Consider the following 26,185-nt stretch of genomic DNA (forward strand, 5'->3'; position numbering starts at 1 on the left):
CGCACGGCTCCCGGAAGAGCCGGTTGTGGTGAACCACAGGTGAATGCCGCGGCCTTGAGGTGAATCGACAGGGCCGCCGGGCGTCGGATCATCGGGTTAGGGTGAGTGCCGGGACAGCACCGCCCGTGACCGGGCGTGCACAGCCAAGTGCGAGATGGGGGCATTGTGACGGCGCTCTACGTGGCGATCGCGGAGGAACTCCGCCGCTCGATCCTCAGCGGCGAGTACCCCGTCGGCGCCCGACTGCCGTCCGAGAGCGACCTCGCCGACCACTGGTCCGCGTCACGCGGCACAGTCCGCCAGGCGGTCGCCCTGCTCACCTCGGAGGGCATCATCGGCTCGCGCCAGGGCGCCCGTCGCATCGTGCTCCGCAGGGAACGCCGGCACAGCTTCGCCGAGCTCCACAGCTTCGCCCAGTGGGCGCGGACCATGGGCTACCGATCGGCCAGCCGCTTCCTCCACCGCGAGCGCCGCCGGGCCACGTCCGAGGAGGCGCGCCGCCTGGCCCTCCCGGAGGGCGCCAGGGTCCTCGACGTGCTGCGCCTGCGCTGCCTGGACGACGAACCGGTGATGGTGGAACGCACGGCGTACGCGGAGTGGGTGGCGCCGACCGTCGAGTCCCTGCCCGTCGACTGTGCGTCGATCATGGACAGCATGGCCGAGGACGCGGGGATCGTCGCCCACTACGGCGAGCACCTCATCGACGCCGTCCCCGCCGGGAGCGACGACGCCCGCCTGCTCCGCGTCCGCCGGGGCAGCCCGCTCCTCCGTCAGCGTCACCTGACGAGCAACCAGGACGGCCGCCCCATCGAATGGACCGAGGACCGGTACCGCGCGGGAAGCGTCACCTTCAACGTGAGCAACTCGGTGGGCACGGCGCCTCTCGTGCGGGACCCCGGCTCCCTCCTGATGTGACGCTCCGCCCGCCGCGGCTTCCATGAGCCCGGAGGTCAACTCTCCTTCGGGGAGGTTGGTTTGACCACGCATCGACCCCCACGCACCTCACAGACGTGAGGTGCGTCACTTATTAAGGGTTGTTTAAGAATCAACGTCTAGAATGCGCCGTTTTCCTGCACATCGACCACAGTTGACGCTTGCATTGAATGCCAGTCAAATTCTCCTCGGCTTCCGCCTCACTCTCCGCGGCTTCGCCGCATCCTCCACGGCTTCACCACATCTGGAGCATCTGATGCGCAACAGGACTGCCCTGACCACAGCAGTCACGTCCGGCGCCGCCGAACCGCCGTCACGCCCCACGCGGGACGACCTCATCTTCGGGAAGGTCGCCGGACCCGGCAGCGGCGGGCCGGGGGCGCGCACGCAGGACGTGGAGATGTTCGACGCCGCACCGAGCCCGTCGCCGGCCCCCGGAGGGGCCGCGCCCCGCCGGCGCCACGGAGCCGGAAAGCCCAAGCTCATACGGAAGGCATCGCGGTCGCGGCGGGCCGAGAAGGCGCCCGAGCGGGAGATCCGGGCCGGCGGCATGTCCCTCCCGCTGCTGATCACGGGTGCCCTCGCCGCCGGCATCGGACTCACCGTCGGCCTGACCTCCGAGCCGGAGCCCGGGGCCGCGAACAGCCTGTCCCTCACCATGCCCGACCTCCCGGCCCCCGACCTCACCCCGGACGACGAGCCGTCGGCCACCCGCCGGAGTGCCGCCGCCCCCACGACGACCGCGCGGACCACGACCCCACCGACCGCCGCCCCCACGAGCTCCGCCCCGTCCTCCGCTCCGCCCTCCGGCCCCGGCACGCCGACCCGGACCCCCACGCCCCCGCCCACGTCCACCCCCACTCCCCCGGCCACACGCACGCCGGATCCGGTGCCGACCCAGAGCTCCCGGCGGCCCGGACCCTCGGACTCCGGGCTGCTCTCGCTCGGCAGTTCCGGACCCGAGGTACTGGACCTCCAGCTCCGTCTCCAACAGCTGTACCTGTACCTCGGCTCGGCCGACGGGACCTTCGGCAGTTCCCTGGAGGTGGCCCTGAGCCGCTTCCAGAGGGCCCGCGACATCCCGGAGGAGCCGGGTGTCTATGGCCCGTTGACCCGCGCCGCCCTGTACGCCGAGACCCACCGCCCCGATCGTCGCGACCGTCACGACCGGAACTCCTGGACGGGGGACGGCGACTGGCGCGACTGACCCCGGCGCCGGCCGTTCCGGGTCCGCGCGGCAGCGGTGCATGACGTAGTGTCATCATGACTCCCCCCGTACACTGTTGGGCATGGCATGCCGCATCACGGAACTGATCCTCGACTGCGCCGACCCGGAGCGGCTCGCCGCCTTCTGGAGCGAGGTCCTCGGGTACGTCGAGATCGGCCGGGAGGACGACGGCGGCATCCAGATCGGCCCGCCCGGCGCCGAGTTCGGCGGGCCGCAGCCGACGCTCCTCCTCAGCCCCTCCAGCGACCCGCGGGCCGGGAAACTCCCCCTGCACATCGACGTCAACCCCACCGACCGCGACCAGGACGCCGAGCTGGAGCGGCTGCTCGCCCTCGGCGCGAAGCCCGCGGACATCGGACAGGGCGCCGGCGTGAGCTGGCACGTCCTGGCCGACCCGGAAGGCAACGAGTTCTGCCTCCTGCGGACCCGGATCCAGCCCCTCTGACCTTCCCCCTCGCCGCCGCCCCGGCCCCGGGGAGCGGGACGGTCCCGCGACGACCGCACGTAAGTGCCACCCGGGTGGCAGACACGCGGCCTGGGCCGAAGCGCAGCGCGGAAAGTATGATCAAGCGATGTCTGACATGACTGAGACCACGCCCGGCTGGCTGACCACGGACGAACTGGACACGGCCAGGTCCCGGATGCCGATCCTGTACGTCGAGGCCGTCCCCGTGCGCGTGGACGACAGCGGCGAAGTCACCAGCATCGGACTGCTCCTGCGGATCGGCTCCGAGGGAAACATCAGCCGCACCCTGGTGTCCGGCCGCGTCATGCACCACGAGCGGGTCCGGGACGCGCTGCTGCGCCACCTGGAGAAGGACCTCGGGCCCGTGGCCCTGCCTCGCGTCCCGGCCTCCTTGCAACCCTTCACCGTCGCCGAGTACTTCCCCACGGCCGGCATCACGCCCTTCCACGACCCGCGCCAGCACGCCGTGTCCCTCGCCTACATCGTCCCGGTCACCGGCGACTGCCGCCCCCGGCAGGACGCACTCGACCTGGTCTGGTTCAGCCCGCAGGACGCCGCCTCCCCCGCCGTGCAGAACGAGATGCCCGGCGGTCAGGGTCATCTCCTCAAGCAGGCCCTCGCCCACGTCGGACACGCCTTCTGAACTCCCGTTCCCCCGCAGGGCCGCCCGCGTGGCCCCGTTTGACCTTGACACGGTGACAAGGTCTTCACTGTGGCCCAGGAGGTGGTCCCGATGACCATGGCGAACGAGGACACACAGGTGACGCGAGCTCTGCGGGGGCTCGAGAGCGACAACTCGTCGGTGCGGCTGCGGGCCGCACTGGCGGTGGGCACGGCACCGGACCCGCGGTGCGTCGACGACCTCGTCGGACGATGCGCGGTCGAGCCCGACTTCCAGGTCCGCGAGATGCTCACCTGGGCCCTCACCCGTCACCCGTCGGCACTGACGCTCCCCCCGCTCCTCGGCGAACTCCGCTCGGAGCGGGCCCAGGCACGGAGCCAGGCCCTGCACACCCTGTCGAAGATCGGGGACCGGCGGGCCTGGACGGCGATCACCCGGGAGCTCATGACCGACGCCGACGACGAGGTGGCGCGCAGCGCCTGGCGGGCGGCGGTCGTACTCGTCCCCGAGGGCGAGGAGCCCGGTCTGGCGGACGTCCTCGCCACCCAGCTCGGGCGGGGTGGGCGCGAGACGCGGCTGAGCCTCAGCCGGGCGCTGATCGCCCTCGGCGAGGCGATGGCGCCGGCCCTGCGCACGGCGATGGCGGACCCCCGTCCGTCCGTACGTCAGCACGCGATCGCCACGGAGAAGCTGTCGCGCGACCCGGACGCCGGATTCGACTTCGCCGTCGAGGAGGCGAAGCGGATCGTGGCCCTCGGCACGACCGGCCAGGAGGAGTGACCTTCCGTGTTGATCGGTGACGTGGCGCGGCACTCCGGGGTCAGCGCCCGCATGCTCAGGCACTACGAGGCGCTCGGCCTGGTGCGGCCCACGGGCCGTACCGGCGCCGGCTACCGGGAGTACTCCGACGAGGACATCCGGCGCATCTTCCACATCGAGAGCCTGCGGTCCCTGGGCCTCTCGCTGCGCGAGGTCGGACGGGCGCTCGACGATCCCGGCTTCACGCCCTCGGAGCTCGTCGACGATCTCATCCGCCAGACGCGCGAGCGCATCGCGGCCGAGACGGAGCTGCTCACACGGCTGCGCCGGATCGGCCACGCGGAACCCGCCGGCTGGCGGGACGTCCTCCAGATCGTCGCCCTCCTCCAGGCCCTGGGGTCGGCGAGCCCCGAGACCCGCCAGCGCGCGGCGCTGTCCTCGGCCGAGGAGGCACCGGTGCCGGTGGAAGCGCTCGTCGAGGCGGTCCTGAGAGAGACGGACCCGAGTGTCGCCGGAGCCCTCCGCTGGGCGCTGGCGCGATCGGGCGACGACGGGCTGCCACTCCTCGCGCGTGGCCTCGGTTCACCGGCGGCCGAGGTGCGCGGACGTGCCGTCCGGTCCGTCGTCGAGATCCCGGGCGACGCGGCGACCGCCGTCCTGCGGGAGGCGCTCGCGGCCCCCGACCTCGGGGTCCGCAGGGTCGCCGCCCTGGAGCTCGGGGCACGCGGCGTGACGGGCGCGGTCCCGACACTCATCGACATGATCGTCGAGGAGGCGAACGACGTCGACGCGGCCGACGCGCTGGGGGCACTGGCGAGCCGTCCCGCGCTCGCGGACCGGATCACCGGCCTGCTCGTGGGCCGCCTCGCCGACGGCACCACGACGCCGTCCGCTCGCCGACGCCTCACGCAGGCTCTCGCGGACATCCCGGGAGGCACGGCGTCACGCGCGCTGACGGAGCTGTCCCACGACGAGGACCGCGCCGTCGCCCTGACCGCCTCGTACATCCTCGGGATGCGCGAAGCGCGCTGATGAAGGCGGCCGGCGGGGAGCCCCGCCGGGGCGGTTACGGGCGGGTGTAGCGGCGGATGCGGTAGCGCAGGCCGGTCGTGGAGTCCCGCCAGCCGCTGTCCTCCGCGATCTCCCAGTCGGCGCCGATGGCCGGGGCGTACGTGTCGCCGGCCAGCGCGGTGTCGACCTCCGTCACCGAGAGCGTCGTGGCGTGGGGCAGCGTGGCGCGGTAGATCTCGCCCCCGCCCATCACCCAGGCGACGGCCGCGCCGCCCGGCCCCGGCGACCCGGCCGCCAGGTCCAGCGCCGCGTCGATGGAGCCCGCGCGCTCCGCGCCCTCGGCCGTCCACCGCGCGTCCCGTGTCACCACGATGTTGCGGCGGCCGGCCAGGGGGCGGAACCGCTCGGGCAGCGAGTCCCAGGTCTTGCGCCCCATGATCACGGGGTGGCCGAGGGTGGTCGCCTTGAAGTGCGCCATGTCCTCGGGCAGGCGCCACGGGATCGCGTTGTCGGCACCGATGACACCGTCGAGGGTCTGCGCCCAGATGAGCCCGACGTTGGTGCGGCTGTCCGTGGGGCTGCTCATACGGCGACCGGAGCCTTGATCGCCGGGTGGTGCTGGTAGCCCACGATCTCCACGTCGGAGTAGGCGTAGTCGAACAGCGAGTCGGCCCGGTGCAGCTTCAGCTCGGGGAACTCGAACGGGGCGCGCGTGAGCTGCTCGGTCACCTGCTCCGTGTGGTTGTCGTAGATGTGGCAGTCGCCGCCGGTCCAGATGAAGTCTCCCGGCTCCAGGCCGGTCTGCTGCGCCACCATGTGGGTGAGCAGGGCGTAGCTGGCGATGTTGAACGGGACGCCGAGGAACAGGTCCGCGCTGCGCTGGTAGAGCTGGCAGGAGAGCCTGCCGTCGGCGACGTAGAACTGGAAGAAGGCGTGGCACGGGGCGAGCGCCATCCGGTCCAGTTCGGCGACGTTCCAGGCGGAGACGATCATCCGGCGGGAGTCCGGGTCGCGGCGCAGGGTGTCGAGGAGCTGGCTGATCTGGTCGATGTGCCGGCCGTCGGGCGTGGGCCAGGAGCGCCACTGCACGCCGTAGACGGGGCCGAGCTCGCCCTTGTCGTCGGCCCACTCGTCCCAGATGCTGACGCCGTTCTCCTGCAGCCAGCCGACGTTCGAGTCGCCGCGGAGGAACCACAGCAGCTCGTACACGATGGACTTGAGGTGCACCTTCTTGGTGGTGACCAGCGGGAAGCCCTGCGCGAGGTCGTAGCGGAGCTGGTGCCCGAAGACACTCCGGGTGCCTGTGCCCGTCCGGTCGGCCTTGGCCGTTCCCGAGGTGAGCACCATCTTCAACAAGTCTTCGTACTGGGTATCCGCCACGGTCGCCGAGTCTACCGCCGGCCACGCGGGGTCCGGGCCGGCGGTCCTTCCGGACACGCCCTATCCGCTGGTCACGGTGGTGCGGGGCGTCTCGTCGACGTGGAGGGTGAAGACGTCGGGGCGGGCGTAGTGGCCGACCGTGTCGAGGTCGAAGCGGGCGCGGGCCAGGTCGTCGAGGTCGAGCTCGGCGGTCAGGATGCCCTCGCCGTCGCGCAGCGGCCCGGCGAGGACCTCGCCCAGCGGGGAGACGATGACGGAGCCGCCGCCGATCAGCACGGTGTCGGGAGCGTCGCCCTGGACGGGGTGGAGGTCGTCCGGGAGGGCGTCGCGGCGCAGGTACTGGCAGGCGCTGAGGACGAAGCAGCGGCCCTCCAGGGCGATGTGCCGCATGGTGGCCTGCCAGGCGTCGCGGTCGTCGACGGTCGGCGCGCACCACAGGTCCACGCCCTTCGCGTACATCGCGGTGCGCAGGAGCGGCATGTAGTTCTCCCAGCAGATGGCCGCGCCGACGCGCCCGGTACCGGTGTCGACGACGGGCAGGGTGGAGCCGTCTCCCTGGCCCCAGAGGTAGCGCTCGGCGGCGGTGGGCATGAGCTTGCGGTGGAGGCCCAGGTAGCCGTCGGGGCCGAAGAAGAGCGCGACGCAGTAGAGGGTGCCGCCGTGGCGTTCGACCGCGCCGATCACGGCGTGGCAGCCGAGTTCCCGGGTGACGGCGCCGAGCGTCTCGGTCTCCGGGCCGGGGATCTCGACGGCGGCGGCGTGGTAGCGGCGGAAGAGGTCACGGCCGTCGGGGGTGCGGCTGCCGACCGTGATGCCGAAGTCCAGGCCCTTGGGGTAGCCGCCGATGAACGCCTCGGGGAGCACGACGATCCCGGCGCCCCGGGCGGCGGCCTCGCGGACGAGCTCCTCGGCCCGGGCCACGGCGGCCGGGGTGTCGAAGAGCGGGGCGGCGGCCTGGACGACGGCGACGGTCACGGTGCGGCGGGCTTCGGCGGAGGTCGGAGTCATGCCCCGACGCTAGGAACACCACCGCCCAACGGCAAGCACGCGCTCATCGCCAGGCGCTCCGGGGGGGGACGTCCAGCGCGCGACAGAGCTCGGCGCAGGCCGTTGAATGGAGAGGTGAGCACCGTTCGATGGCTTGCCGCGGCAGGATTGACCGCGCTGCTCGGTGCGGCGGCACCCGGCCCCTCGCCGCCTCCCGCCCAGCCGCCTCCCCAGCTGGACGACGCGGACGTGAAGCGCGCCGTCGACCGTCTCGACGGAGTCGTCGAGGGCGCCATGAAGCGCACCGGGGTGCCGGGGGTGGCCGTCGCCGTCGTCCACGACGGCAAGGTGATCCATCTGAAGGGGTACGGCGTACGCAAGGCGGGCGAGAGCGCCGCCGTCGACGCCGACACCGTCTTCCAGCTGGCCTCCGTGTCGAAGCCGATCGCCTCCACCGTCGTCTCCGGAGCCGTGGGCACCGAGGGCTGGACCCGGCCGGTCGCCCCGCACGTGCCGGGCTTCGCCCTCAAGGACCCGTGGGTCACCTCGCACGTGACGGTCGCCGACCTGTTCTCCCACCGCAGCGGCCTCCCCGATCACGCCGGTGACCTGCTGGAGGACCTCGGCTACGACCGCTCGTACATCCTGTCCCACCTGCGGTACGAGCCCCTCGCGCCGTTCCGCGCGAGCTACGCCTACACCAACTTCGGCCTGACGGCGGCGGCGCAGGCGGTCGCCGACGAGAAGGGCGTGCCCTGGGAGAAGCTCGCCGCCGACACGCTCTACCGGCCGGCCGGGATGAACTCCACCAGTTCGCGTTTCGAGGACTACGCGCGGGCGTCCGACAGGGCCTGGGGCCACGTCGAGGTCGACGGCGTCTGGAAGCCGGAGTTCGTGCGCGACCCCGACGCCCAGTCCCCCGCCGGTGGCGTCAGCTCCAGCGCCCGCGACATGGCGACCTGGCTGAAGCTGCAGCTGGGCGACGGCAAGCTCGACGGCAGGCAGATCATCGCCGCCGACGCCCTGGAGCGCACCCACTGGCCCGAGTCGGTCGCGAGTCCGCCCCACGCCCCGGCCGGGCGGACCGGCTTCTACGGCCTCGGCTGGAACGTGAGTTACGACGACGAGGGCCGGCTCAGGCTCTCGCACACGGGCGCGTTCGCCCAGGGCGCGCACACCAACGTGACGATGCTGCCCGGTGAGCAGCTCGGCATCGTCGTCCTCACCAACACCTCGCCGGTCGGCGTCGCCGACGCCGTGGCGCTCGACTTCTTCGACATCGCGCAGACCGGGGAGATCAGCCGCGACTGGATCCCCCTGGTGGACGCGCTGTACCGGGCGCAGGCGGACGAGGGCCGTTCGAAGACCGACTACGCCCACCCGCCGTCGGGTGCCGCGCCCGCGCGGCCCACCGACACGTACACCGGCACGTTCGAGAGCTCCTACTACGGCCGTGCGGAGGTCGTCACCGGTCCGGACGGCACGCTGACGCTCCGCCTGGGCCCGAAGCCCCAGAACTACCGGATGACGCACTACGCCGGCGACACGTTCAGCTTCCCGACGGCCGGAGAGAACGCCGTGGGCCTCACCGGGGTGACCTTCACCCCGGACGGGAAGTCGTTCACCGTCGAGTACTTGAACACCGAGGGCCTGGGCACGTTCACCCGGACCGACGGCACGTGAGCGCGGCGCCTCAGGCCCGGTCCTCCGTCCCCGACGCCCACGGCCATACGGCCTCTCGGCCCGCCTCGACGAGGCCGACCATCCGGAACGCGGCGTCCGTGAGACCGCCGAAGGTGTGGCGGTGGGGGCCCGCGGGGCCGTGGGCGGGGCGGTATCCCGCCAGGTTCCAGGTGTAGACGGGGATGCCGGCCGGGACCGCATCGGTCGCACTGCCGGAGTCGTAGGGGGCGACCTGCTCGTCGGTGACGATCAGGACCCGGTCGTGTTCCTGATAGTGCTTCCGCAGTGCCTTGGCCGTGTACGTGCCTCCGAGGCTGCGGAAGCGCTTCAGCACGTCGAGCACCGGCTCGCCCTGGGCGAACGGCACCGTGGCGCTTCCCCAGCCGAACTCCACCAGATCCGCCTGCTCGGCACGCATGGCAAGCGCGGTGCCGAACACGGCGGCCGCGTCCGCGCGGGTCAGCCTGGACCGCTCCGAGACGGTGTCCCAGAACATGGAGTCGGACCGGTCCACCAGGATCAGGCTGCGGCCGGGCAGCGCCGGTACGTTGGCCAGGGAGTGGCCCAGCGCCCGTTCCAGCGGGGCCGCCCAGCGCGGGGACGGCGCGTGCTGGTGGGCCGCCAGGTAGCGGAAGGGGAACTGCCTGGACCTGGCGACCTCGGAGGCGTCCGAGAGCCGTTCGGCCACCCGTGCGGCGACCTCGTCCGAGACGCCCGCCTCGTCGAAGTTCCGCAGGTTCCTCAGGAGGGCCATCGGCCCCATCGTGGGGATCACGGCCTCCCAGACGGCGGCGTCCATCGGTCCGTGGAGCCAGCCCGCCAGGGCCTCCCACGTCATGCCCGCCGCGGCGAGCCGCTCGGAGCCGCCCGGCCCGGTCACCACCGCTCTCCGCTCGTCCGCCGCCGTCTCCATCAGCGCCCGATGGGCGGTCAGCAGGTGGTCGGAGGCCGGCGGGACCGCCCGCTCCGGGTGGTGGCGGCGGTCCAGGGCGTACCGGAAGAGCGCCCCCTGCCAGGGCTTGTCCGGGTCGGGAGCGGCGTGCACCAGGTTGAGCACGTCGCCGAAGCGGAAGTCCTTGGAGGCGGTGTCGTACTTGAGCAGGGACCGGGACGTGTAGAGCCGGCGCGCTCCGTCGGCGACGCCCCGCTTCACGGGCTGCGGCACGTTCCGCCCGTAGGCCGAGATCCAGTGGGCGAGCAGTTCGCCGGGCTCGTCGGCCCGCTGGAGGACCGAGTCGATCACGGACCGGTTGGAGGGGCCTGCGGTGGCCCCGGCCCGGAGCCGGGCCCGGACGTACGCGGCGGCGCCCACCAGGGACGCGGTGCGCATGTTGCCCTCGGCGCGCAGCCAGCGCAGCAGGCCGGCCGTCCACTCGGGGTCCTGGACGGCGAGTTCGCCGACGAGCCGGGTGTACCGCGCGTCGCGCTCCTCGCCGCTCTCGTAGAAGGTCCGCTGGGAGACGAGGTTGCCGACGGCGAGGAGGAAGAGCTCGTCGCGGGGCTCCCGGACGAAGGCCGGACCCCCCGGATACGTACGGGGGTCCGGCCCGCCGGGCCTGCGGTGGAGCCGTGGTGGTGACGGAGGCATGGAGCGGGCGGTCGCCAGGATGTGCGGGGCCACCAGCAGTTCGGACCACATCTTGGAGACGCGCGGGGTGTGACGAGGCAGTGAATCCCCCCGGATTCAAAGGATCGGACGGCCCCGGGCACAACGTCCTGCGGGGCGGAGCGCCCGCGCCTGCCGAGATCCAGAATGGCGGCGGCATCACTTGGGTTTCAGAAGAAGTAGCCGCAGCCGAGCGCATCGGAGGCGCGGTCGCGTGCCCACCGTACAAGCCCCACCGCCCCGCACACCAACGATTAACGCGGGTCCTGGCTCCGCGGGTCCTGTCCGCTGTCCCCGCGGCCGAGACCCGTGCCTCGGACGGGTACGACCGGGCTCGTGACTCCCTGCGGGACACGCCTGAGCGCGAGCCCCAGGAGCAGCGCCGCGTACGCGCCCAGGACGCCGACGCCCGCCCACCAGGGAAGCGGGAAGTAGCCGGTGGAGGGCGCGTAGTGGGCGATCACCTGCGGATGTTCGACGAGGGACTGCTGGACGGCGAAGCCGGAGGCCGGGGTGACGCGCAGGAGCCACTGTGCCACGCCGTCGGCGAGCAGCGGGAAGGACGTGACCACGTACGGGACCACGACGGCCAGGACGGCGACCGGGACGGCGAGCCAGGCGCGCCGCAGCAGGGCGCCGAGCGCGAGGGCGAGCACGGCGGACAGGGCGAGGGCGACGGCCGTGCCGACGACGACCCGCGCTCCGGTGAGCGCGGACACCCCGAGGACGGGGATCCCGTTCCCCTTCAGGACCGCCGCGCCGACGGGCACCACGATGCCGACGGCCAGGAGACCCGTCACGAACGTGACGCCCGCGACGACGATCGACTTCGCCGCGAGTTCCCCGCGGGTGACCGGCACGCCACCCGTCGCCTCCCGGCGGTACGCGGTGGTGGCGAACCGCACCGCGACCACGAGCACGACGATCAGCGCGAGGCCGAGTCCTCCGAGGGTGCGCTCCACCGGCCGGGCGCCGTCCTCGGTGCCGGCCGGGCCGATGTCACCGGCTCCGGTGACGGTGACCGTCCCGTTCTTCTCCACCGCGCCGGATGCCTGGAAGTACTTCTCCCAGTCGGTCCGGTTCGCCTCCCCCACGGTGTCGCTGCGCCACCGCGCGCCGGTGACCGTGCCCTTGAGGTCGACGTGGTCGAAGACGCCGCCGGCCTGGGTGTAGCGCACCTGTTCCGTGGCGCCGCCGAGGCCGGTACCGACCAGCGTCAGATCGCCGGGAGACGTGGCGAACAGGCCGACCTGCACCTTCTCGGGCAGCCCCGGCAGCCGTGCCGCGCCGACCTTCACCCACCGCTCGCCGTCGGCGGACTCGTGCCCGGTGACGGTGTCGCCGGACCGGGTCAGCCGCAGCCAGCGGGGAGTCCGGGCGGAGACCCCGTCCCCGTTGCCGGCGCTCCCGGCGATGTCGTGGAGGTAGTCGTACTGCATCCGCACGCCGTGGCCGCCGGTGGCCATCAGCGCCGCGTACGAGGAGCCCGGGCGGACGCCGTCCTTGATGATGATCCCGGCCTTGGCCCAGGGCACGAGGCCGGGGACGAGCTTGTCGTGGTGGGGCGGCGGGTAGGTGATGATGCCCTTCATGGACGTCATCCGGACGGTGATGCTGCCGTTCTCTCCCAGGTCCTGGTGCATGAGGGAGAACTGGTCGTTGACGAGGGAGCCGTCCGGTCCGTGGGGATCGGAGGGGCACGGGCCGTCGCAGGACGCGTGGTTGCCGAAGGCGTAGAGCAGGCCGAGGACGATGACGGCCGCCATCGCCGCCGCCATGGCGACGATCCGGCCCGGACGGCGGAAGCCGGTCCACTCCCGGTGGACCGCGTGGCGCAGTGCGTTTGTCGAAGACATGACCACGGTTCTACGGGTGCCGCCGTGACACGGTCCGAACCGTGCCTGTCACCTCGTTGTTAGGTGCGGCGGGGCATGCTGGGTCCGGTCGGACACACGCGGGGAGAGGACCATGGGCATGCTGCGGGGCGGGACTGTCGGACGACGCTTCACGATCCTGTACGCCGCGGGGTTCCTCGCGTCCGGGATCGCGCTGCTCGCCCTGACCTACCTGATGTCCGGGGTCCGCCTGTCCACGCCCGCTCCCGGGAACCTCCCCGCACCGGTCCCCGGCGGTCCGCCCGAGCTCGTCGCCGCCCAGCAGCGGATCCGGGAGCTGCAGACACAACTCGCGGACGCGCAGGGCCAGCAGGAGCACCGGTGGCTGGTCGGCTCGCTCGTCGCACTGGTCGTGATGACGGGCCTGTCGCTCCTGCTCGGCCGGCTCCTGGCCGTCCGGGTCCTGCGGCCGCTGCGGCTCATCACCGCGGCGACGCGGCGGATCACCGCGGAGAACCTGCACGAGCGGCTCGCCGTGACCGGCCCCTCGGACGAGGTCAAGGAGCTCGCCGACACGGTCGACGGGCTCCTCGAACGTCTCGAGGCCTCCTTCGTCGCGCAGCGCCGCTTCGTCGGGAACGCCTCGCACGAACTGCGTACGCCGCTGGCGACGATCCGGGCGTCGCTGGACGTGGCCGTCGCCAAACCACGGCCCGAGGCACAGACGCTCGCGCTCGCCGGCCGGGTACGGACCGAGCTGGACCGTGTGGACCACCTGCTCGACGGCTTCCTCCTCCTCGCCCGTGCGCAGCACGGCGCCTTCGCCGACCGGACCCTCGTGTCGCTGGGCGAGCTGGCGCGGAACGCGCTGGACGCCCGGGCCTCCGACATCGCCGCGAAGGGCCTGAGCCTCGACGCCGGGGTACGGCCGGAGGCCCGGACGCGGGGCAGCGCCGTGCTGCTGTCCCGGATGACACAGAACCTGGTCGACAACGCGATCGCGCACAACCAGGAGGGCGGCTGGATCAGGGTCACCGCCGACAGCGACGGCTCCGGGGCGCGCCTGGTCGTCGAGACCGGCGGGCGCGTCCTGGACCAGGACGAGGTGGACCGGCTGGGACAGCCCTTCGAACGGCTCGGCACCGCCCGTACGGGATCGGAGGGGAGTTCGGGCCTGGGACTGTCGATCGTGGCCGCGATCGTCGCCGCGCACGGCGGCCGTCTCGTGCTCCGTGCCCGACCGGAAGGCGGTCTGCGCGTGGCGGTGACGCTGCCCCCGGCCGTCCCGGAAGGCGACGCGGTGCGGGCGGAGGTGGCGGCGTGAGGGTTCTGGTCGTGGAGGACGCGCGGTCGCTCGCCGAGGTCGTCGCCGAGGGACTGCGCGATCAGGGGATGGCCGTCGACCTCGCGCACGACGGCCTGGAAGCCGCCGCCAAGCTCGACGTGAACGCGTACGAGGTGGTGGTCCTCGACCGGGACCTGCCAGGGATCCACGGTGACGTGCTCTGCCAGATGATCACCGGGCGGGACGACCGTCCGATGGTGCTGATGCTGACCGCGGCCGGGGCACCCGGCGACCGGGTCAGCGGTCTCACCCTCGGGGCCGACGACTACCTCGCCAAACCCTTCCACTTCCCCGAACTGGTCCTGCGCATCCGGGCGCTGGCCCGCCGCAGACCGGCCGCCCGGGCCCGCACGCTGCGCGCCGCCGGTCTCGAACTGGACCCGGTACGCCGCACCGCCCACCGGGACGGCCGCCCGCTCGCCCTGTCCGTCAAGGAGTTCGCCGTCCTGGAGGCACTCCTGCGCGCCAGCCCGGGATTCCTGAGCGCCGAGGACCTCCTGGAGCAGGTGTGGGACGAGAACGCCGATCCGTTCACCAACACCGTGACGGTCACCGTCGGCCGCCTGCGCCGCAAGCTGGGCAGCCCACCGGTCATCACGACGACGACCGGGGTGGGGTACCGCATCGGCGACACCCCGACGGCCTGAGGGGACGCCACGCGCGCCGCCCCATGCCGCTCATCGGACAGGCAGCCGCAGGCGTCCCTCCTTCCGGAGTCACCCGCAGCGGTAGGTGAACGTGTCCTCCGCCGTGTGAGGGGTGGGGGACGTGATCACCAAGCGTGCCACCGCTCGGTGGGTTCCCGGGCCCTGGAAGGTCCAGAGGAGGTGGAGGCGGGCTTCCTTCTGGCCGCGGGTGAGCGTCTCCCGCAGGGGTGCGGAGCGGGTGCCGTCGCTGCGTTCCCAGTGGTACGTGAGCGTGCCCGGGCGGCCGTCGGTGCGGACGACGCCCAGGACGTTCGCCGTGCCGTCGCAGCCGAGCCGCCCTTCGGGGGCGGTCACCGCGACGTCCTGGACCGCGACCTGGGGACCGTACTCCCGCCACGCCAGCCATGCCAGGACGGCGAGCAGGATCACGGCCGCCGGCACGTACCGGAGCGGCCGTCGGGAGCGGGGCCGGCCGGGTGGTGGGGTGCCGGGGAGGGTGCCGTGCCAGATCTGCGCCGCCGTGGGCGTGTTCTCGGCGCGTCGGGCGGCGGCCGCGGTCACTCCCGGGCCGAAGCGCAGGACTTCGCCCTCCACGCGGTCGGGTGTGGGGTCCGGTGTCGGGCGCTCGAACCAGTGGCTGCCCAGTTCGGTGGCGCTGTAGTCGTCGTCGTTCACGTGATCACACACCGCCGGATGTAGATCTGCTGGAAGGAGCCGCCGTTCGGGGCGGCCGGGTCCGTGGTCGCGCGCGCTCCCCAGTAGCAGCCGGCGCCCCGGACCGCGTGCGTGAGCGTGAGGGTGTAGCGGCCCGCCCCTTCGCGTCGGACGGTCTCGGTGCCGTCCGGTGCGCCCGGCGCGCCCGGCTCGTCGCCGGTGAACCACTCCAGGACGAGCGCCACGGGGCCCGTTCCGTCCGTCGTGATCTCCACCGTGGCCTCGGCGGTCGTCGGTCCGGTCTGACGCAGGCTCGTCACGGACACCGCCGTGACGGAGACCGGTGGCTGTGTCGGGGGCGTCGTCGGCGGGGTGGTGGGGGGAGTCGTGGGCGGCGTGGTGGGTGGCGTGGTGGTCGGGGGCGCCGGGTCCGTCGTGGTGGGTGGGGGCGGTGCCGTCGTGGTGGGGGTGTCCGTCGTGGGGTCCGGAGGCGGTGTCGAGGGAGTGGCCGGTGAGGCGGAGGGGTCCTCGGTCGTCGGCGTCGAGGTCGGTGTGGGCGTCGGAGACGTGCTCGGGGCCGGTGGACCCGTGCGGGGTGACGTGCTCGTCGTCGCGAAGGCCTGCGCCGCCTCGTCGCCGCCCGATTCCGCTCCCCCGGCCCGCGCGGCGAGGGCGAGCAGCAGGGCGAGGACGAGCGCGGCCGCGCCCGCGGGCAGTCCCTGCGGGAGCCTCCGGCGCGGGCGCCGCGCCGGTGGTGCGGTGAGGGTCGTCGTGGCGAGCGCGGTGGTGCCCTGGGCCGTACCGCCGGAGGAGGGGAAGAGCAGCGGGAGGAGTGCGGCGAGGGCCGCCAGCCGGCCCCGGCCCCGTTCCTCCCAGTCCGGTCCGTACGCGGCCGTGGCGACCGACTCCAGTTCGCTGACGAACGCGTCGGCGTTCTCGGGCCGTTCGTGCGGAGCCTTGGCGAGTCCCCGGCGGATGAGCGGGCGCAGCGGCTCCGGCGCCTGTCCGTCGGGCACGGGCGCCTCCAGGTGCTGGAGGGCGAGTTCGGCGAAGTTGTCCCCGGCGAAGGGCTTGCGGCCGGTGAGGCACTCGAAGAAGGTCGCTGTCGCCGCGTAGACGTCGGCGGCCGGCGAGGCGGGGGCGCCGTTCCACTGCTCGGGCGCCATGTAGGCGGGTGTCCCGGCGATGCCGGGGCTGCTGTCCCGTCCGGCGGCGATCCCGAAGTCGACGAGCTTGGAGGATCCGTCGGCGGCGACGAGGACGTTCTCGGGCTTGTAGTCGCGGTGGACGACGCCCGCCCGGTGGGCGGCGGCGAGGCCGAGGAGCGAGCCCTTGAGGACCGCGAGGGCGGCCTCGGGGCCGGTCGAGCCCTCCCGGGCGAGGAGGGCGCGCAGCGCGACGCCGTCCACCAGTTCCATGACGATGGCCGCGCCCTGCGGAGCCTCGACGTACTCGTAGAGCCCCACGACGTGGGGGGTGTCGAGGGCGCCGAGGAGCCGGGCCTCGGAGCGGAATCCGCGGACGAACGACGCGTCGGAACGGAGGCGCTCGTTCAGGTACTTCACGGCCACCGGTACGCCGGTCGCGTCGTGCGTGGCCAGCGCCACGCGTCCGCTGCCGCCCGAGCCCAGTTCCCGGGATTCCGTGTATCCCGGGACGACCCATGCGCTCATCCCCGTTCCCCCCTCGGCGCCGTGGCAGCCTTCCCTCCACAGTGACAGATTCTCGCCACGGCCGGTTCCCGGCAACAGAGGACATCTGTACAAAAAGGGGAACGGCCCCCCACGATCGTGGGGGGCCGTCCGGTGTGCGGTGCGGTTACGGCGTGACCTTCAGGAGCTTGTTCGCCGTGCCGGAGGAGGGGTTCTTGATGGCGTCCGGCGTGGCCGCCCCGGTCAGCGCGGCGGCCGTGTCGGCGGGCGTCGCCGACGGGTGGGCCGCCAGGTAGAGGGCCGCGGCACCGGTCACGTGGGGTGTGGCCATGGACGTCCCGGAGATCGTCTTGACGCCGGTGTCGCTGTCGTTCCAGGCCGACGTGATCTCCGAGCCGGGGGCGTACAGGTCCACCACCGCACCGAAGTTCGAGAAGTCGGACTGCTCGTCGTCCTTGGTGCTGGACGCCACCGTGAGGGCCTCCGGCACCCGGGACGGCGACCCCTGGCCGGCGTCGGAGGACTCGTTGCCGGCTGCCACCGCGAAGGTCACGCCGGAGGCGATGGCGCGCTGGACCGCGGCGTCGAGCGCCTCGTCGGCGCCGCCGCCGAGGCTCATGTTCGCGACGGAGGGTCCGGAGTGGTTATTCGTCACCCAGTCGATGCCCGCCACGACCTGCTCGGTGGTGCCGGAGCCGTTGTCGTCGAGCACCCGCACGGCGACGATCCTGGCCTTCTTGGCGACGCCGTGGGAGGTACCGGCGATGGTGCCGGCGACGTGGGTGCCGTGGCCGTTGCCGTCGTCGGCCGAGTCGTCGTTGTCCACGGCGTCGAAGCCGTGGGTGGCCCGGCCGCCGAAGTCCTGGTGGGTGATCCGGACGCCGGTGTCGATGACGTACGCGGTGACGCCCTCTCCTCCGCCGTCGGGGTAGGTGTACTTGTCGTCGCCGGCCGTCTCGGCCTGGTCGATCCGGTCCAGGCCCCAGGACGGGGGCTTCTCCTGGGTCTCCTTGATGCTGAAGCGCTTGTTCTGCACGACCGTCCCGACGGCGGGGTCGGCGGCGAGCCGCTTGGCCTCCTGGACGGTCAGGCCCGAGGCCGAGAAGCCGTTGACCTCGGAGCCGTAGGAGCGCTGGAGCGTGCCCCCGTACTTCTTCGCGAGCTCCGCCTTGTTCGCGGATGCGTCGAGGATGACGACGAAGCTGCCGTCGACGGCGCCCGGGGCGCCGAGTCCGTGCACGGTCCCCTCGGCCGGGGCGGCGGCCCCGGCGAGATTGCCCGCGAAGAGCGCCGCGGCGGCGGCACCCGCCACACCAGTGGCTATGACCGCGTTGCGAAGACCTTTGGATCGCTTGTGAGTTGCCATGAAAAGGGATCTCTCCTCGTGTTGACGTGTGGGGCGTCAAACGTTCGAGAGAACCCTGTGCGGATTGGCAGGAGCAAATCAAGTGCGAACCAGGGGTAAGGGGTTCTTCAACAAGGTTTCTTAAAAGGCTCTCCGCATCACCTCCACGACGCACACGTCGCACCGCGAACTCCTCCGTGAAATACCCACGTTCGCCGACGGGCGGCGCCGGCCGAAGAGATGACCTCCCGCCGGCCGCGACCCGTCAGCCGTGCCGGTGCGCGTCGAGAAGGGTGTGGAGACGGGCCGCCTGGCGGGTCAGGTGGTCGCGCTCCAGGAGGTCGGTCGCCTTCTTCGCCGCCTCGGCGTACAGCCGCGCCGCCGTGATGAGGTCACCGGCGCGCTCGTGGAGGTACGCCGCCACGGCCGCGTACCGGGGCAAGGAGCTGTCCAGCTCGGCGAGTTCCGCCAGGCCTGCGCGTGCTCCGTCGGCCTCGCCGACGGCGACCGCCCGGTTCAGGCGGACCACCGGACTGTCGGTCAGGCGCGCGAGCTCGTCGTACCACTCGACGATCTGCACCCAGTCGGTCTCCCCGGCCGTGGGCGCGTCGGCGTGGAGTGCCGCGACGGCGGCCTGCGCCTGGAACTCGCCGAGCCGGTCGCGGGCGAGGGCCGCCTGGAGGATCGCGACGCCCTCGGCGATCGCCCGGGTGTCCCAGCGGCGGCGGTCCTGCTCGGCCAGCGGGACCAGACTGCCGTCGGGAGCGGTCCGGGCGGCGCGCCGGGCGTGGTGGAGCAGCATGAGGGCGAGCAGCCCCGCCACCTCCGGGTGGTCGATCGCGGTGGCGAGCTGCCGGGTGAGCCGGATGGCCTCGGCGGCGAGGTCGACATCGCCGGAGTAACCCTCGTTGAAGACCAGGTACAGGACGCGGAGCACCGTGGCGACGTCTCCCGGGCGGTCGAGGCGGGCGCCGGAGACCGTGCGTTTGGCGCGGCTGATGCGCTGCGCCATGGTCGCCTCGGGCACCAGATAGGCCCGGGCGATCTGGCGGGTGGTCAGGCCGCCGACGGCGCGCAGGGTGAGCGCGACCGCCGACGACGGCGTCAGTGACGGGTGGGCGCAGAGGAAGTAGAGCTGGAGCGTGTCGTCCACCGCGGGCGCGGGCCCGGGCGCCGGCTCCTCGTCTACGAGGTCCTCGCGCCGGCGGCGGGCGGTGTCCGCCCGCGCGGCGTCCAGGAACTTGCGCCAGGCCACGGTGACCAGCCAGCCCTTCGCGTCCCGGGGAGGGTCGGCCGGCCAGACGCGGACCGCCTCCACCAGGGCGTCCTGCACGGCGTCCTCGGCCGCCGCGAAGTCGGCTCCGCGGCGGACGAGGGCGGTGAGGACGCCCGGGGTGAGGCTCCGGAGCAGCGCCTCGTCCATGGGGGCGCTCACTCCGTGATGGTGGGCGGCTCGGCCAGGAACGGGCGCAGCTCCAGCCATTCGTGGATCGGCTTCCCGCCGGCCCCGGGGGCGGCCGAGAGTTCCCCGGCGAGCTCGACGGCGCGCTCGTAGCTGTCGACGTCGATCACCATCCAGCCGGCGATGAGGTCCTTCGTCTCGGCGAACGGGCCGTCGGTGACCGGCGGGCGGCCTTCGCCGTCGTACCGCACGAAGGTGCCCCCGGGGGCGAGCGCCTGCCCGTCGACGTACTCTCCGGTCCCTTCGAGACGGGTCGCGAAGTCCCGCATGTACTGCATGTGGGCCGAGATCTCGTCCGGCGTCCACTGCTCCATGGGCACGTCGTTGACCGCGGCCGGAGCGCCTCGGTAGTGCTTCAGCAGCAGGTACTTGGCCATGGTGTGCTCCTCGGTGCTGGTGCGGCCCATTCTGGTCGCTCTCACACCGGGGACGGAGCAGGCCACGGGTTCTCGACATCGCCGTCCGAATGAATTTCGGCGCCTCGCTCACGGCGCCGTGGTCGGCCTGCCCAGGTACCAGACGGGGCCGGGGTCGTCCACGGCCAGCGGCAGGAAGCCGAGGCGGTCGTAGAACGCCCGGGCCGGGGTGTTCGCCTGCGCCATGCAGAGGTGCACCGCCGGGACTCCGTGCCGCCGCAGGGCCTCCAGGAGGGTGCCGATGAGGGCGCGGCCGTGCCCCCGGCCCTGCCATGCGGGCAGCAGGTCGATGTGCAGGTGGGCGGGGTATCCGGTCAGTTCGTCGCGGACCATCCGCTCCGGCGTGTGCAGCAGTCCGGTCATCTCCTCGGCCGGCGTGGTGGCCGGCCCCGTGGGGGCCGGATAGCGGTCCGACACCCCGGGAAGCCACGCGGTGCGGAAGCGTCCGGCGAAGGCGGCCGTGTCCGGAACCCCCAGGACGTAGCCGACGGCACCGCCGGCGCCGTCGTCCAGGACGAAGGCGAAGTCGGGTTCCAGCTCGACGTACGGGTAGGCGAAGATCGTCGGGAGCAGCTCCGGGTCGGGGTACAGGGGCGACGCGGCCGCGCCCGCGTGGGCCGTCCTGACGCAGATGTCGCCGAGCGCGGAACGGTCCGAGGGCCGGTACGGGCGGATGAACGGTTCGGTCGTCATCCCGTGCACCCTGCCATCTTGGGAGCGCTCCCGCAGGCATTTTCGTCGGCCGGGAGCTCCCTGCGCCGGCGCAGCGGGGACAGGAGCGTCGGGAGGAAGCTCAGACAGAGGACACATCCGCCGGCCCAGAGGGCCGCGCGCGGCGAGTGATGCGCACCGACGACGCCGGCGAGCGCGGCGGCGACGGCCATCGATCCGGTGAGGAGGAAGCGGAAGGTGGCGTTCATGCGGCCAAGGAGGTCGTTCGGGGTCAGCCGCTGACGAAGGCTCACGCCCAGGACATTGGCCGTCCCCGTCCGCACGGCGAACGCGAACCATCCGGCGCCCGCCGCCCACAGCCCGACGCCCCGGTCCATCAGGGGCACCAGGAGACCGGCCGGGGCCGTGCACAGGCCGACCAGGACCAGCCCCCGCCCATGGCCGAACCGGTCGGCCAGAGGACGGGCACAGCGGGCACCGACGAACAGCCCGACGCCCCCGACCCCCCAGAACAGCCCCAGCGCACCCGCCGACAGGCCCAGTTCGCGGGTGAACACCACGGGGAGCATCGTGTTCACCATGACCGTCCCCAGGTTCCCGAGCGCGCCGGTCAGGGCGAGGGCGCGCAGTTCCGCATGGCGCAGGACATGACGCAGCCCCTCGGCGATCTGGGCGCGCAGGTTCGGCCGCGGGCCGGGGGCGGCGGTTCCCGCGGGAGCCCCACGGACGGCGGTACGGGCGTCGCCGCGCCCCATCCTCAGCAGTCGGAGCCCCGACCCGAGGTGGCCCGCCGCGGCGCACACCACCGCGAGCGGTGCCCCCAGGAACTGCACCAGTGCGCCGCCCGCTCCCCGTCCGGCCACGTTGCCCGCGGCCATCAGGCTCACCACGGCCGAGTTGGCCGGGATCAGGGCGGCGGGCCCGACGAGCCGGGGCAGGACGCTCTGCGAGGCCACGTCGAAGAGGACCGTGGCGGCCCCGCTCAGGAGCACCACCGCGCACAGGCTCCCGAAGGTCAGGACGTCGCACCACCAGGCCACCGGGATCCACGCGAACAGCGCCGCGCGCAGGAGATCCGCCACGATCAGGACCGTGCGGTGACGCAGGCGGTCGACCCACGCGCCCGCGGGAAGGCCGATGAGCAGGAACGCGAGCGTACTCAGGGAGGCGAGCAGGCCGACCTGGCCGGGCCCCGCGTCCAGGGCGAGGACGGCGACCAGGGGGACGGCGACGTACGTGACGTTCGTCCCGAGGGTGCTCAGTACGGAGGCGGAGAACAGGACACGGAAATCCCTCGTGCTCCAGGGGGACCGCGCGTCACGGGGGTCGTCGGGCTGTGTGCGCCGCCCGGAGCGCGCGCTCCGGGAGGCCGGGAGGAAGGTGGGCATGCCCGGAACGGTGGCCGGTCCGCACAGCCCGGGGCCAATGTTTTAGCCTCACATGAATCCATGGAACGGCGGCAGGTCAGGGAGGCGGGGTCACCCGTGCTGGAGATCGAGTTCTCGGCGGAGGACGTCGCGCGCACCCGTTTCGCCATCTCACCGCTCTGGGAGGTCGTGGCCGCGGTCCGCGTGCTGTCGGGGGCCGACGAGCAGACCCTGCACCGCCGCTGGGCCGCGCGGGTACGGGACCGGATCGCGGCCGCGCGGCTCGACCTGACGCCGCTGACCTCACTCGTCCCGGTGCCCGCGCCTTCCATCCCCGGTTTCCTCTGCCCGCCGCCCAGCACCTCCGGCCCGACGCTCGCCGTGGAGCTCGCCGCGCTGCGCGCCACCCCGCCCGAGCGGCTCCGGGCCTCCGCGCCCGAGGCGCAGCCCGGCGTCGACGCGCTGCGGGCCGACCCGGAGCGCGCGCTCGGGCGGCTCACCGATCTCATCGCGGCCTTCTGGGAGCTCGCGATGGCCCCGTACTGGCCTCGTATCCAGACGCATCTGGAGGCCGACATCCAGTACCGGGCCCGTCGCTTCGCCGGGGGCGGGACAAGGACCCTCTTCGAGGACCTCGAACCCCGACTCGCCTGGAACGCGGGCACCTTGAGCGTCCAGCACCGCTTCGTCCACGGTGTGCGCAAGCTGGACGGACGGGGGCTGCTGCTCGTGCCGTCGGCGTTCGTGTGGCCCCGGATCTTCTCGACGACGGACCCCCTGTACCAGCCGGCCCTGCGCTATCCCCCGCGCGGCATCGGCACCCTGTGGGAAGCCCCGCCGGAATCGGCCTCCCAGGCCCTGTCTGGGGTCCTCGGCCGGTCTCGGGCGCACTTGCTCGCGGAGCTCACCGCACCGGCGTCGACGACCGAACTGGCCGGGCGCACCGGCCTCACACCCGGCGGAGTGTCCCAGCACCTCGGCGCGCTGCGCGCCGCCGGTCTCGTCTCGGCCCACCGGGCGGGACGGTCCGTGCTGTACGCACGCACGCGCGTGGCGGAGGAACTCGTCGCGGGAGCGGGCCGGTGACGGCCGGACCGCGGATTTCCGGTCCACGTCGGAGACGGCCCGCATCCTGGGGTTGAAGTTGCCGCTGCGGCAGCTTCTACCGTCCTGACCAGGGCCGGAGAGACCGGCCCGTGACGCACTCGTGTGGGAGGCGGCCATGGACTGGCCGATCGCGGAGGTCGCCCGGATGTCGGGCGTGACCGCCCGGACCCTGCGGCACTACGACGAGATCGGCCTGCTGCCGCCGGCCCGGATCGGCGCCGGTGGCCATCGCCGTTACGGGGAGCACCAGCTCCTGCGGTTGCAGCAGATCCTCGTCCTGCGGGCGCTGGGCCTGGGTCTGCCCGAGATCGGCCGGATCCTCTCCGAGCAGGTCGACGAGGTGGAGGCGCTGCGCGGCCACCACCGGCGGCTGCTCGCCGAGCGGGACCGGCTCGACGCCCTGGCCGGCACCGTCTCCCGCACGATCGTCGAACTGGAGCAGTCCAGGAAGGACGGCACACCCATGACCGCGATCAACCGACCCGAGAATCTCTTCGAGGGCATTCAGCCCTCCCAGTACGAGGAGACCCTGCGCGACTTCCCCGAGCACGCCGAGGCCGTCGCCCGCCGGGTCGCCGGCATGAGCGCCCGGGCCGTCGAGGACGGGCAGCGTGAGCGCACGGAGCAGATGGTCCGGCTCGCCGAGCTGATGGCCGCGGGCCTGCCGGCCGACGCCGGACCCGTGCAGGCCGCGACGGACGCCCAGTACCGGGCCCTGACGGAACTGCGCGCCGTCTCCGTCGAGGAGTACCGCGCCATCGGGCGCTCCTGCGTGGACAACGAGCAGTGGCGCGCCGCGTACGAGGCGATCGCACCGGGCCTGGCCGTGTACCAGCGCGACGCCATCGAGGCGTACGCCGCGTCCAGGCTGGGCTGAGGCGGGCAGCGGCCGGGGCCTCACTTCACGGGGACACGGTCACCGCTGGGCCAGGCCCGCCGGGGCCGGCGGGCTCTGTGTTCCGCCGCGGGGTACCGGGACGTGCGGGCGATGCCGTGATGACAGCGCGCCGGCCGCCGTCGTGGCGAGGTCGAAGGAGGTGAGAAGGAGGCGCAGGGCCCGGCGGGCCTGCGGGGCGTCGACCCGGGCTTCGAGGTCCGCCAGGGCGCGACGGGCACGGTGCCGGGCGCGGCCGGTGTGTCCGGCGCGGTGGTCGGCGAAGGCACGGGCGTAGTGGGCCAGCGCCGTGGCCCACGCGTCGTTCGCGCAGTCCGGCTGTGCGAGCGCCCGGCGGGCGGTACGGGCCGCCGCCGTCGGGGTGCGGTGGGCCTGGACCACGGCCAGGGCGGCCAGGCTCACGGTGGGCGACGGGCCTCCGGGAGCGCCGCCGGCCGTGGTGTCCGCCGCCTGCCGGTAGTACGCGGCGGCCGATTCGAGGTCCTGTCGCTGCCAGGCCAGGGTTCCGTGCACATGGGCGATGCGGCCGAGGAGGGCGTCGTCGCCCGCGAGCACGGCAGCGGGCCAGGCGAGCGACAGCAGCTCGTGCGCCGTGCGCGGATCCCACGCCGTGCTGAGCCAGGCCGCGAGCCATCGGCCCCGCGCCACGAGCCGGCTGTCCGCCGGCAGCCGGGGGAGCAGTGCGTGCAGGTGGTCGCTGCCTTCTCGGGCGTGGTCGTGGACCGCCCACCAGAACCAGAGGTGCAGCATGGCCTCCAGGGACGTCTCGGCATGACCGGTCCCGGCCCCGGCACGGTGCACGAGGGCCATCAGGTCGTCGTGTTCGTCCTGGACGGTCTGCAGCGCCTGTCGCTGAAGGCCGGTGCTCCACAGGGTCTCGGCGACGGCCGCCACTCCGCGGAAGTGCGCGGCATGCCGCTCCCAGGTCGTCGGCCGCTCCCCAGCCGCCGCGAGCCGTTCCGTCCCGAAGTCGCGGGCGGCCCGGGCCATGCGGTAGCGGGGCAGGCTCACCGCGCCCGCCTCCCCGAGGGTCCGGAGCACACCGGTGGCGCTCAACACCGCGAGGGCGGGCGGCACTTCGTGCGGCGCGAGGTCGGACCCCGCACACACGAACACCGCCGCCGCCTCCGTGAAGGAGCCGGCGAAGGCACTGAGCCGGCGCCAGACCCTGCGCTGCGCCGGTTCGCACAGGGCGTGCACGGCCCCGAGGGAGGTCCGCAGCGTGCGGTGCCGCAGTAGGAGCGGCGCGGGGTCGGCGAGCCGGCACTGGCCGGCTTCGAGGTGGGCGGCGAGCTCTTCCATCGTCCACTCCCCCAGCCTGCCGGCGGCCAGTTCGAGGGCCAGGGGTACGCCCTCCAGCAGGCGGCACACCCGCGCCAGGGCCGCCGGGTCGGGTTCCTCGCTCCACCCGCGTTCCCGCGCGCGGGCGACCAGGAGTTCCGCGGCCGGGGACGCACCCGCCCGGCCCGGTGCCGTGTCGACCGGCAGCGGCGCCAGTCCGACGACCTTCTCGTCACCGAGCCCGAGCGGCCGCCGCGCGGTCACCAGGATCCGTACCGCCGGCCGGGCCATCCGGAGCGCCTGGACCAGACCGATGCACTCCGTGTGCACGGGGTCGACATCGTCCAGGAGGAGGAGCACCCCACCGGCCGGGAGGGTACGAGCGGGTACGGCGAGGTCCGTATGCGCACCCACACCGGTACCGGTACCGGCACCGCTCCGGGCCACCGGATCCCAGGGCAGCCCCGCACCGCTCAGCGCGCGGGCGACCCGCGCCGTCAGCGCCCGGCGTCCCACGGGGACCCCGTCGTGCCACCGCACCCGGACCACCGTCCGCCAGGGGCCGTCCAGGGGTGACGTGACCGCGGCCAGCGCCAGCCGGCTCTTCCCCGTCCCGACCGCGCCCGTCACGGTGACCAGCGGGTGCCCGGACACGGCGCTCCGGAGCTCGGCGAGCTCCGCGTCGCGTCCGACCAGGGCGTGACCGTCCCGGAGGCAGTCCACGAACCGGGCTTCGTCTTCCTCGCCCCGAGTCCACATCTCCGGCACCGTGCACCCTCCAGATCTTCGCTCTCGCCCGCCGACCCGCCACGATCGGGAGTCGGCACAGAAC

The 26,185-nt window shown here is 73.3% G+C and carries 24 protein-coding genes; 11 read left to right on the forward strand and 13 right to left on the reverse strand.

Features of this window, described 5'->3' with window-relative positions; all coding sequences use genetic code 11:
• Positions 1-165: 165 nt before the first annotated feature.
• From IE237_RS09520 to IE237_RS09545, 6 genes are all read left to right on the forward strand, one after another.
• The gene (locus IE237_RS09520; protein WP_370468158.1) at positions 166-915 is read left to right on the forward strand and encodes a GntR family transcriptional regulator; all 750 of its coding nucleotides are present in this window, start codon (positions 166-168) and stop codon (positions 913-915) included.
• Between the two features lie 274 nt (positions 916-1,189).
• Complete coding sequence (locus tag IE237_RS09525; RefSeq protein ID WP_189801356.1) at positions 1,190-2,140, forward strand: peptidoglycan-binding domain-containing protein; 951 nt, start codon at positions 1,190-1,192, stop codon at positions 2,138-2,140.
• An 82-nt stretch (positions 2,141-2,222) separates the two neighbouring features.
• Entirely contained in the window at positions 2,223-2,606 is a 384-nt protein-coding gene (locus tag IE237_RS09530; protein WP_189801357.1) for a VOC family protein, read from the forward strand.
• Positions 2,607-2,742: 136 nt separating this feature from the next.
• Positions 2,743-3,270, forward strand: a complete 528-nt coding sequence (locus IE237_RS09535) for an NUDIX hydrolase family protein (RefSeq protein ID WP_189801639.1) — start codon at positions 2,743-2,745, stop codon at positions 3,268-3,270.
• 90 nt (positions 3,271-3,360) lie between these two features.
• The gene (locus IE237_RS09540; protein WP_189801358.1) at positions 3,361-4,029 is read left to right on the forward strand and encodes a HEAT repeat domain-containing protein; all 669 of its coding nucleotides are present in this window, start codon (positions 3,361-3,363) and stop codon (positions 4,027-4,029) included.
• A 6-nt stretch (positions 4,030-4,035) separates the two neighbouring features.
• Complete coding sequence (locus IE237_RS09545) at positions 4,036-5,040, forward strand: MerR family transcriptional regulator (RefSeq protein ID WP_189801359.1); 1,005 nt, start codon at positions 4,036-4,038, stop codon at positions 5,038-5,040.
• A 34-nt stretch (positions 5,041-5,074) separates the two neighbouring features.
• Here the strand turns inward: IE237_RS09545 and IE237_RS09550 are convergent, their stop codons facing one another.
• Genes IE237_RS09550 through IE237_RS09560 form a run of 3 tightly spaced genes read right to left on the reverse strand, consistent with a single transcriptional unit; the run spans position 5,075 to position 7,407 of the window.
• Entirely contained in the window at positions 5,075-5,605 is a 531-nt protein-coding gene (locus IE237_RS09550; RefSeq protein WP_189801360.1) for a dihydrofolate reductase, read from the reverse strand.
• Complete coding sequence (locus IE237_RS09555; protein ID WP_189801361.1) at positions 5,602-6,399, reverse strand: thymidylate synthase; 798 nt, start codon at positions 6,397-6,399, stop codon at positions 5,602-5,604. The genes IE237_RS09550 and IE237_RS09555 overlap by 4 nt, the downstream gene beginning before the upstream one ends.
• A gap of 60 nt (positions 6,400-6,459) precedes the next feature.
• Positions 6,460-7,407 (reverse strand): nitrilase-related carbon-nitrogen hydrolase, encoded by a 948-nt coding sequence (locus IE237_RS09560; RefSeq protein WP_189801362.1) that lies wholly within the window; start codon positions 7,405-7,407, stop codon positions 6,460-6,462.
• A gap of 114 nt (positions 7,408-7,521) precedes the next feature.
• On the opposite strand from IE237_RS09560, the gene IE237_RS09565 reads away from it, so the two are divergent.
• Positions 7,522-9,069, forward strand: coding sequence for a serine hydrolase (locus IE237_RS09565; RefSeq protein WP_189801363.1), 1,548 nt, complete (start codon positions 7,522-7,524; stop codon positions 9,067-9,069).
• Positions 9,070-9,079: 10 nt separating this feature from the next.
• Here the strand turns inward: IE237_RS09565 and IE237_RS09570 are convergent, their stop codons facing one another.
• A complete protein-coding gene (locus tag IE237_RS09570) occupies positions 9,080-10,657 on the reverse strand; it encodes a TROVE domain-containing protein (protein ID WP_189801640.1) in 1,578 nt (525 codons plus the stop codon).
• A gap of 272 nt (positions 10,658-10,929) precedes the next feature.
• Complete coding sequence (locus IE237_RS09575; protein WP_229842483.1) at positions 10,930-12,531, reverse strand: DUF1349 domain-containing protein; 1,602 nt, start codon at positions 12,529-12,531, stop codon at positions 10,930-10,932.
• A 112-nt stretch (positions 12,532-12,643) separates the two neighbouring features.
• Here IE237_RS09575 and IE237_RS09580 point away from each other — a divergent pair, with 112 nt between their 5' ends.
• Both IE237_RS09580 and IE237_RS09585 read left to right on the forward strand, forming a co-directional pair.
• Positions 12,644-13,834 carry a sensor histidine kinase gene (locus tag IE237_RS09580; RefSeq protein ID WP_189801364.1) on the forward strand — a complete coding sequence of 397 codons (1,191 nt, stop codon included), beginning with the start codon at positions 12,644-12,646 and terminating at the stop codon, positions 13,832-13,834.
• A complete protein-coding gene (locus tag IE237_RS09585) occupies positions 13,831-14,502 on the forward strand; it encodes a response regulator transcription factor (RefSeq protein WP_189801365.1) in 672 nt (223 codons plus the stop codon). Before IE237_RS09580 ends, IE237_RS09585 begins: the two co-directional genes overlap by 4 nt.
• 69 nt (positions 14,503-14,571) lie before the next feature.
• Here the strand turns inward: IE237_RS09585 and IE237_RS09590 are convergent, their stop codons facing one another.
• From IE237_RS09590 to IE237_RS09620, 7 genes are all read right to left on the reverse strand, one after another.
• Positions 14,572-15,177, reverse strand: a complete 606-nt coding sequence (locus IE237_RS09590; protein ID WP_229842484.1) for a hypothetical protein — start codon at positions 15,175-15,177, stop codon at positions 14,572-14,574.
• A complete protein-coding gene (locus IE237_RS09595; protein ID WP_189801367.1) occupies positions 15,174-16,829 on the reverse strand; it encodes a serine/threonine-protein kinase in 1,656 nt (551 codons plus the stop codon). The genes IE237_RS09590 and IE237_RS09595 overlap by 4 nt, the downstream gene beginning before the upstream one ends.
• 145 nt (positions 16,830-16,974) lie before the next feature.
• Positions 16,975-18,174: a S8 family peptidase gene (locus IE237_RS09600; RefSeq protein ID WP_189801368.1), complete on the reverse strand. Its 1,200-nt coding sequence runs from the start codon at positions 18,172-18,174 to the stop codon at positions 16,975-16,977.
• A 244-nt stretch (positions 18,175-18,418) separates the two neighbouring features.
• Entirely contained in the window at positions 18,419-19,576 is a 1,158-nt protein-coding gene (locus IE237_RS09605) for an RNA polymerase sigma factor (RefSeq protein ID WP_189801642.1), read from the reverse strand.
• An 8-nt stretch (positions 19,577-19,584) separates the two neighbouring features.
• Entirely contained in the window at positions 19,585-19,992 is a 408-nt protein-coding gene (locus tag IE237_RS09610; RefSeq protein WP_189801641.1) for a YciI family protein, read from the reverse strand.
• Between the two features lie 108 nt (positions 19,993-20,100).
• Entirely contained in the window at positions 20,101-20,724 is a 624-nt protein-coding gene (locus tag IE237_RS09615) for a GNAT family N-acetyltransferase (RefSeq protein WP_189801369.1), read from the reverse strand.
• A complete protein-coding gene (locus IE237_RS09620) occupies positions 20,721-22,091 on the reverse strand; it encodes an MFS transporter (protein WP_189801370.1) in 1,371 nt (456 codons plus the stop codon). The genes IE237_RS09615 and IE237_RS09620 overlap by 4 nt, the downstream gene beginning before the upstream one ends.
• Positions 22,092-22,187: 96 nt before the next feature.
• On the opposite strand from IE237_RS09620, the gene IE237_RS09625 reads away from it, so the two are divergent.
• Both IE237_RS09625 and IE237_RS09630 read left to right on the forward strand, forming a co-directional pair.
• Entirely contained in the window at positions 22,188-23,156 is a 969-nt protein-coding gene (locus IE237_RS09625) for an ArsR/SmtB family transcription factor (protein WP_229842486.1), read from the forward strand.
• Positions 23,157-23,292: 136 nt separating this feature from the next.
• Positions 23,293-24,054 (forward strand): MerR family transcriptional regulator, encoded by a 762-nt coding sequence (locus IE237_RS09630; RefSeq protein ID WP_189801372.1) that lies wholly within the window; start codon positions 23,293-23,295, stop codon positions 24,052-24,054.
• 39 nt (positions 24,055-24,093) lie between these two features.
• On the opposite strand, the gene IE237_RS09635 is transcribed toward IE237_RS09630, so the two are convergent.
• On the reverse strand, positions 24,094-26,112 hold the full coding sequence (locus IE237_RS09635; RefSeq protein WP_189801373.1) for an ATP-binding protein: 2,019 nt from the start codon (positions 26,110-26,112) through the stop codon (positions 24,094-24,096).
• Between the last annotated feature and the right edge of the window lie 73 nt (positions 26,113-26,185).

This window comes from Streptomyces tanashiensis, from assembly GCF_014648895.1.
Classification (GTDB): domain Bacteria; phylum Actinomycetota; class Actinomycetes; order Streptomycetales; family Streptomycetaceae; genus Streptomyces; species Streptomyces tanashiensis.

Excerpts from the sequence above, each read along its gene's own strand:
- IE237_RS09560 (WP_189801362.1), bottom strand. The coding sequence starts at position 7,407 with ATGACTCCGACCTCCGCCGAAGCCCGCCGCACCGTGACCGTCGCCGTC.
- IE237_RS09610 (WP_189801641.1), bottom strand. The coding sequence starts at position 19,992 with ATGGCCAAGTACCTGCTGCTGAAGCACTACCGAGGCGCTCCGGCCGCG.
- IE237_RS09540 (WP_189801358.1), top strand. The coding sequence starts at position 3,361 with ATGACCATGGCGAACGAGGACACACAGGTGACGCGAGCTCTGCGGGGG.
- IE237_RS09580 (WP_189801364.1), top strand. The coding sequence starts at position 12,644 with ATGGGCATGCTGCGGGGCGGGACTGTCGGACGACGCTTCACGATCCTG.
- IE237_RS09550 (WP_189801360.1), bottom strand. The coding sequence starts at position 5,605 with ATGAGCAGCCCCACGGACAGCCGCACCAACGTCGGGCTCATCTGGGCG.
- IE237_RS09535 (WP_189801639.1), top strand. The coding sequence starts at position 2,743 with ATGACTGAGACCACGCCCGGCTGGCTGACCACGGACGAACTGGACACG.
- IE237_RS09605 (WP_189801642.1), bottom strand. The coding sequence starts at position 19,576 with ATGGACGAGGCGCTGCTCCGGAGCCTCACCCCGGGCGTCCTCACCGCC.
- IE237_RS09630 (WP_189801372.1), top strand. The coding sequence starts at position 23,293 with ATGGACTGGCCGATCGCGGAGGTCGCCCGGATGTCGGGCGTGACCGCC.
- IE237_RS09570 (WP_189801640.1), bottom strand. The coding sequence starts at position 10,657 with ATGCCTCCGTCACCACCACGGCTCCACCGCAGGCCCGGCGGGCCGGAC.
- IE237_RS09600 (WP_189801368.1), bottom strand. The coding sequence starts at position 18,174 with ATGGCAACTCACAAGCGATCCAAAGGTCTTCGCAACGCGGTCATAGCC.
- IE237_RS09575 (WP_229842483.1), bottom strand. The coding sequence starts at position 12,531 with ATGTCTTCGACAAACGCACTGCGCCACGCGGTCCACCGGGAGTGGACC.
- IE237_RS09635 (WP_189801373.1), bottom strand. The coding sequence starts at position 26,112 with ATGTGGACTCGGGGCGAGGAAGACGAAGCCCGGTTCGTGGACTGCCTC.
- IE237_RS09620 (WP_189801370.1), bottom strand. The coding sequence starts at position 22,091 with ATGCCCACCTTCCTCCCGGCCTCCCGGAGCGCGCGCTCCGGGCGGCGC.
- IE237_RS09525 (WP_189801356.1), top strand. The coding sequence starts at position 1,190 with ATGCGCAACAGGACTGCCCTGACCACAGCAGTCACGTCCGGCGCCGCC.
- IE237_RS09615 (WP_189801369.1), bottom strand. The coding sequence starts at position 20,724 with ATGACGACCGAACCGTTCATCCGCCCGTACCGGCCCTCGGACCGTTCC.
- IE237_RS09530 (WP_189801357.1), top strand. The coding sequence starts at position 2,223 with ATGGCATGCCGCATCACGGAACTGATCCTCGACTGCGCCGACCCGGAG.
- IE237_RS09595 (WP_189801367.1), bottom strand. The coding sequence starts at position 16,829 with ATGAGCGCATGGGTCGTCCCGGGATACACGGAATCCCGGGAACTGGGC.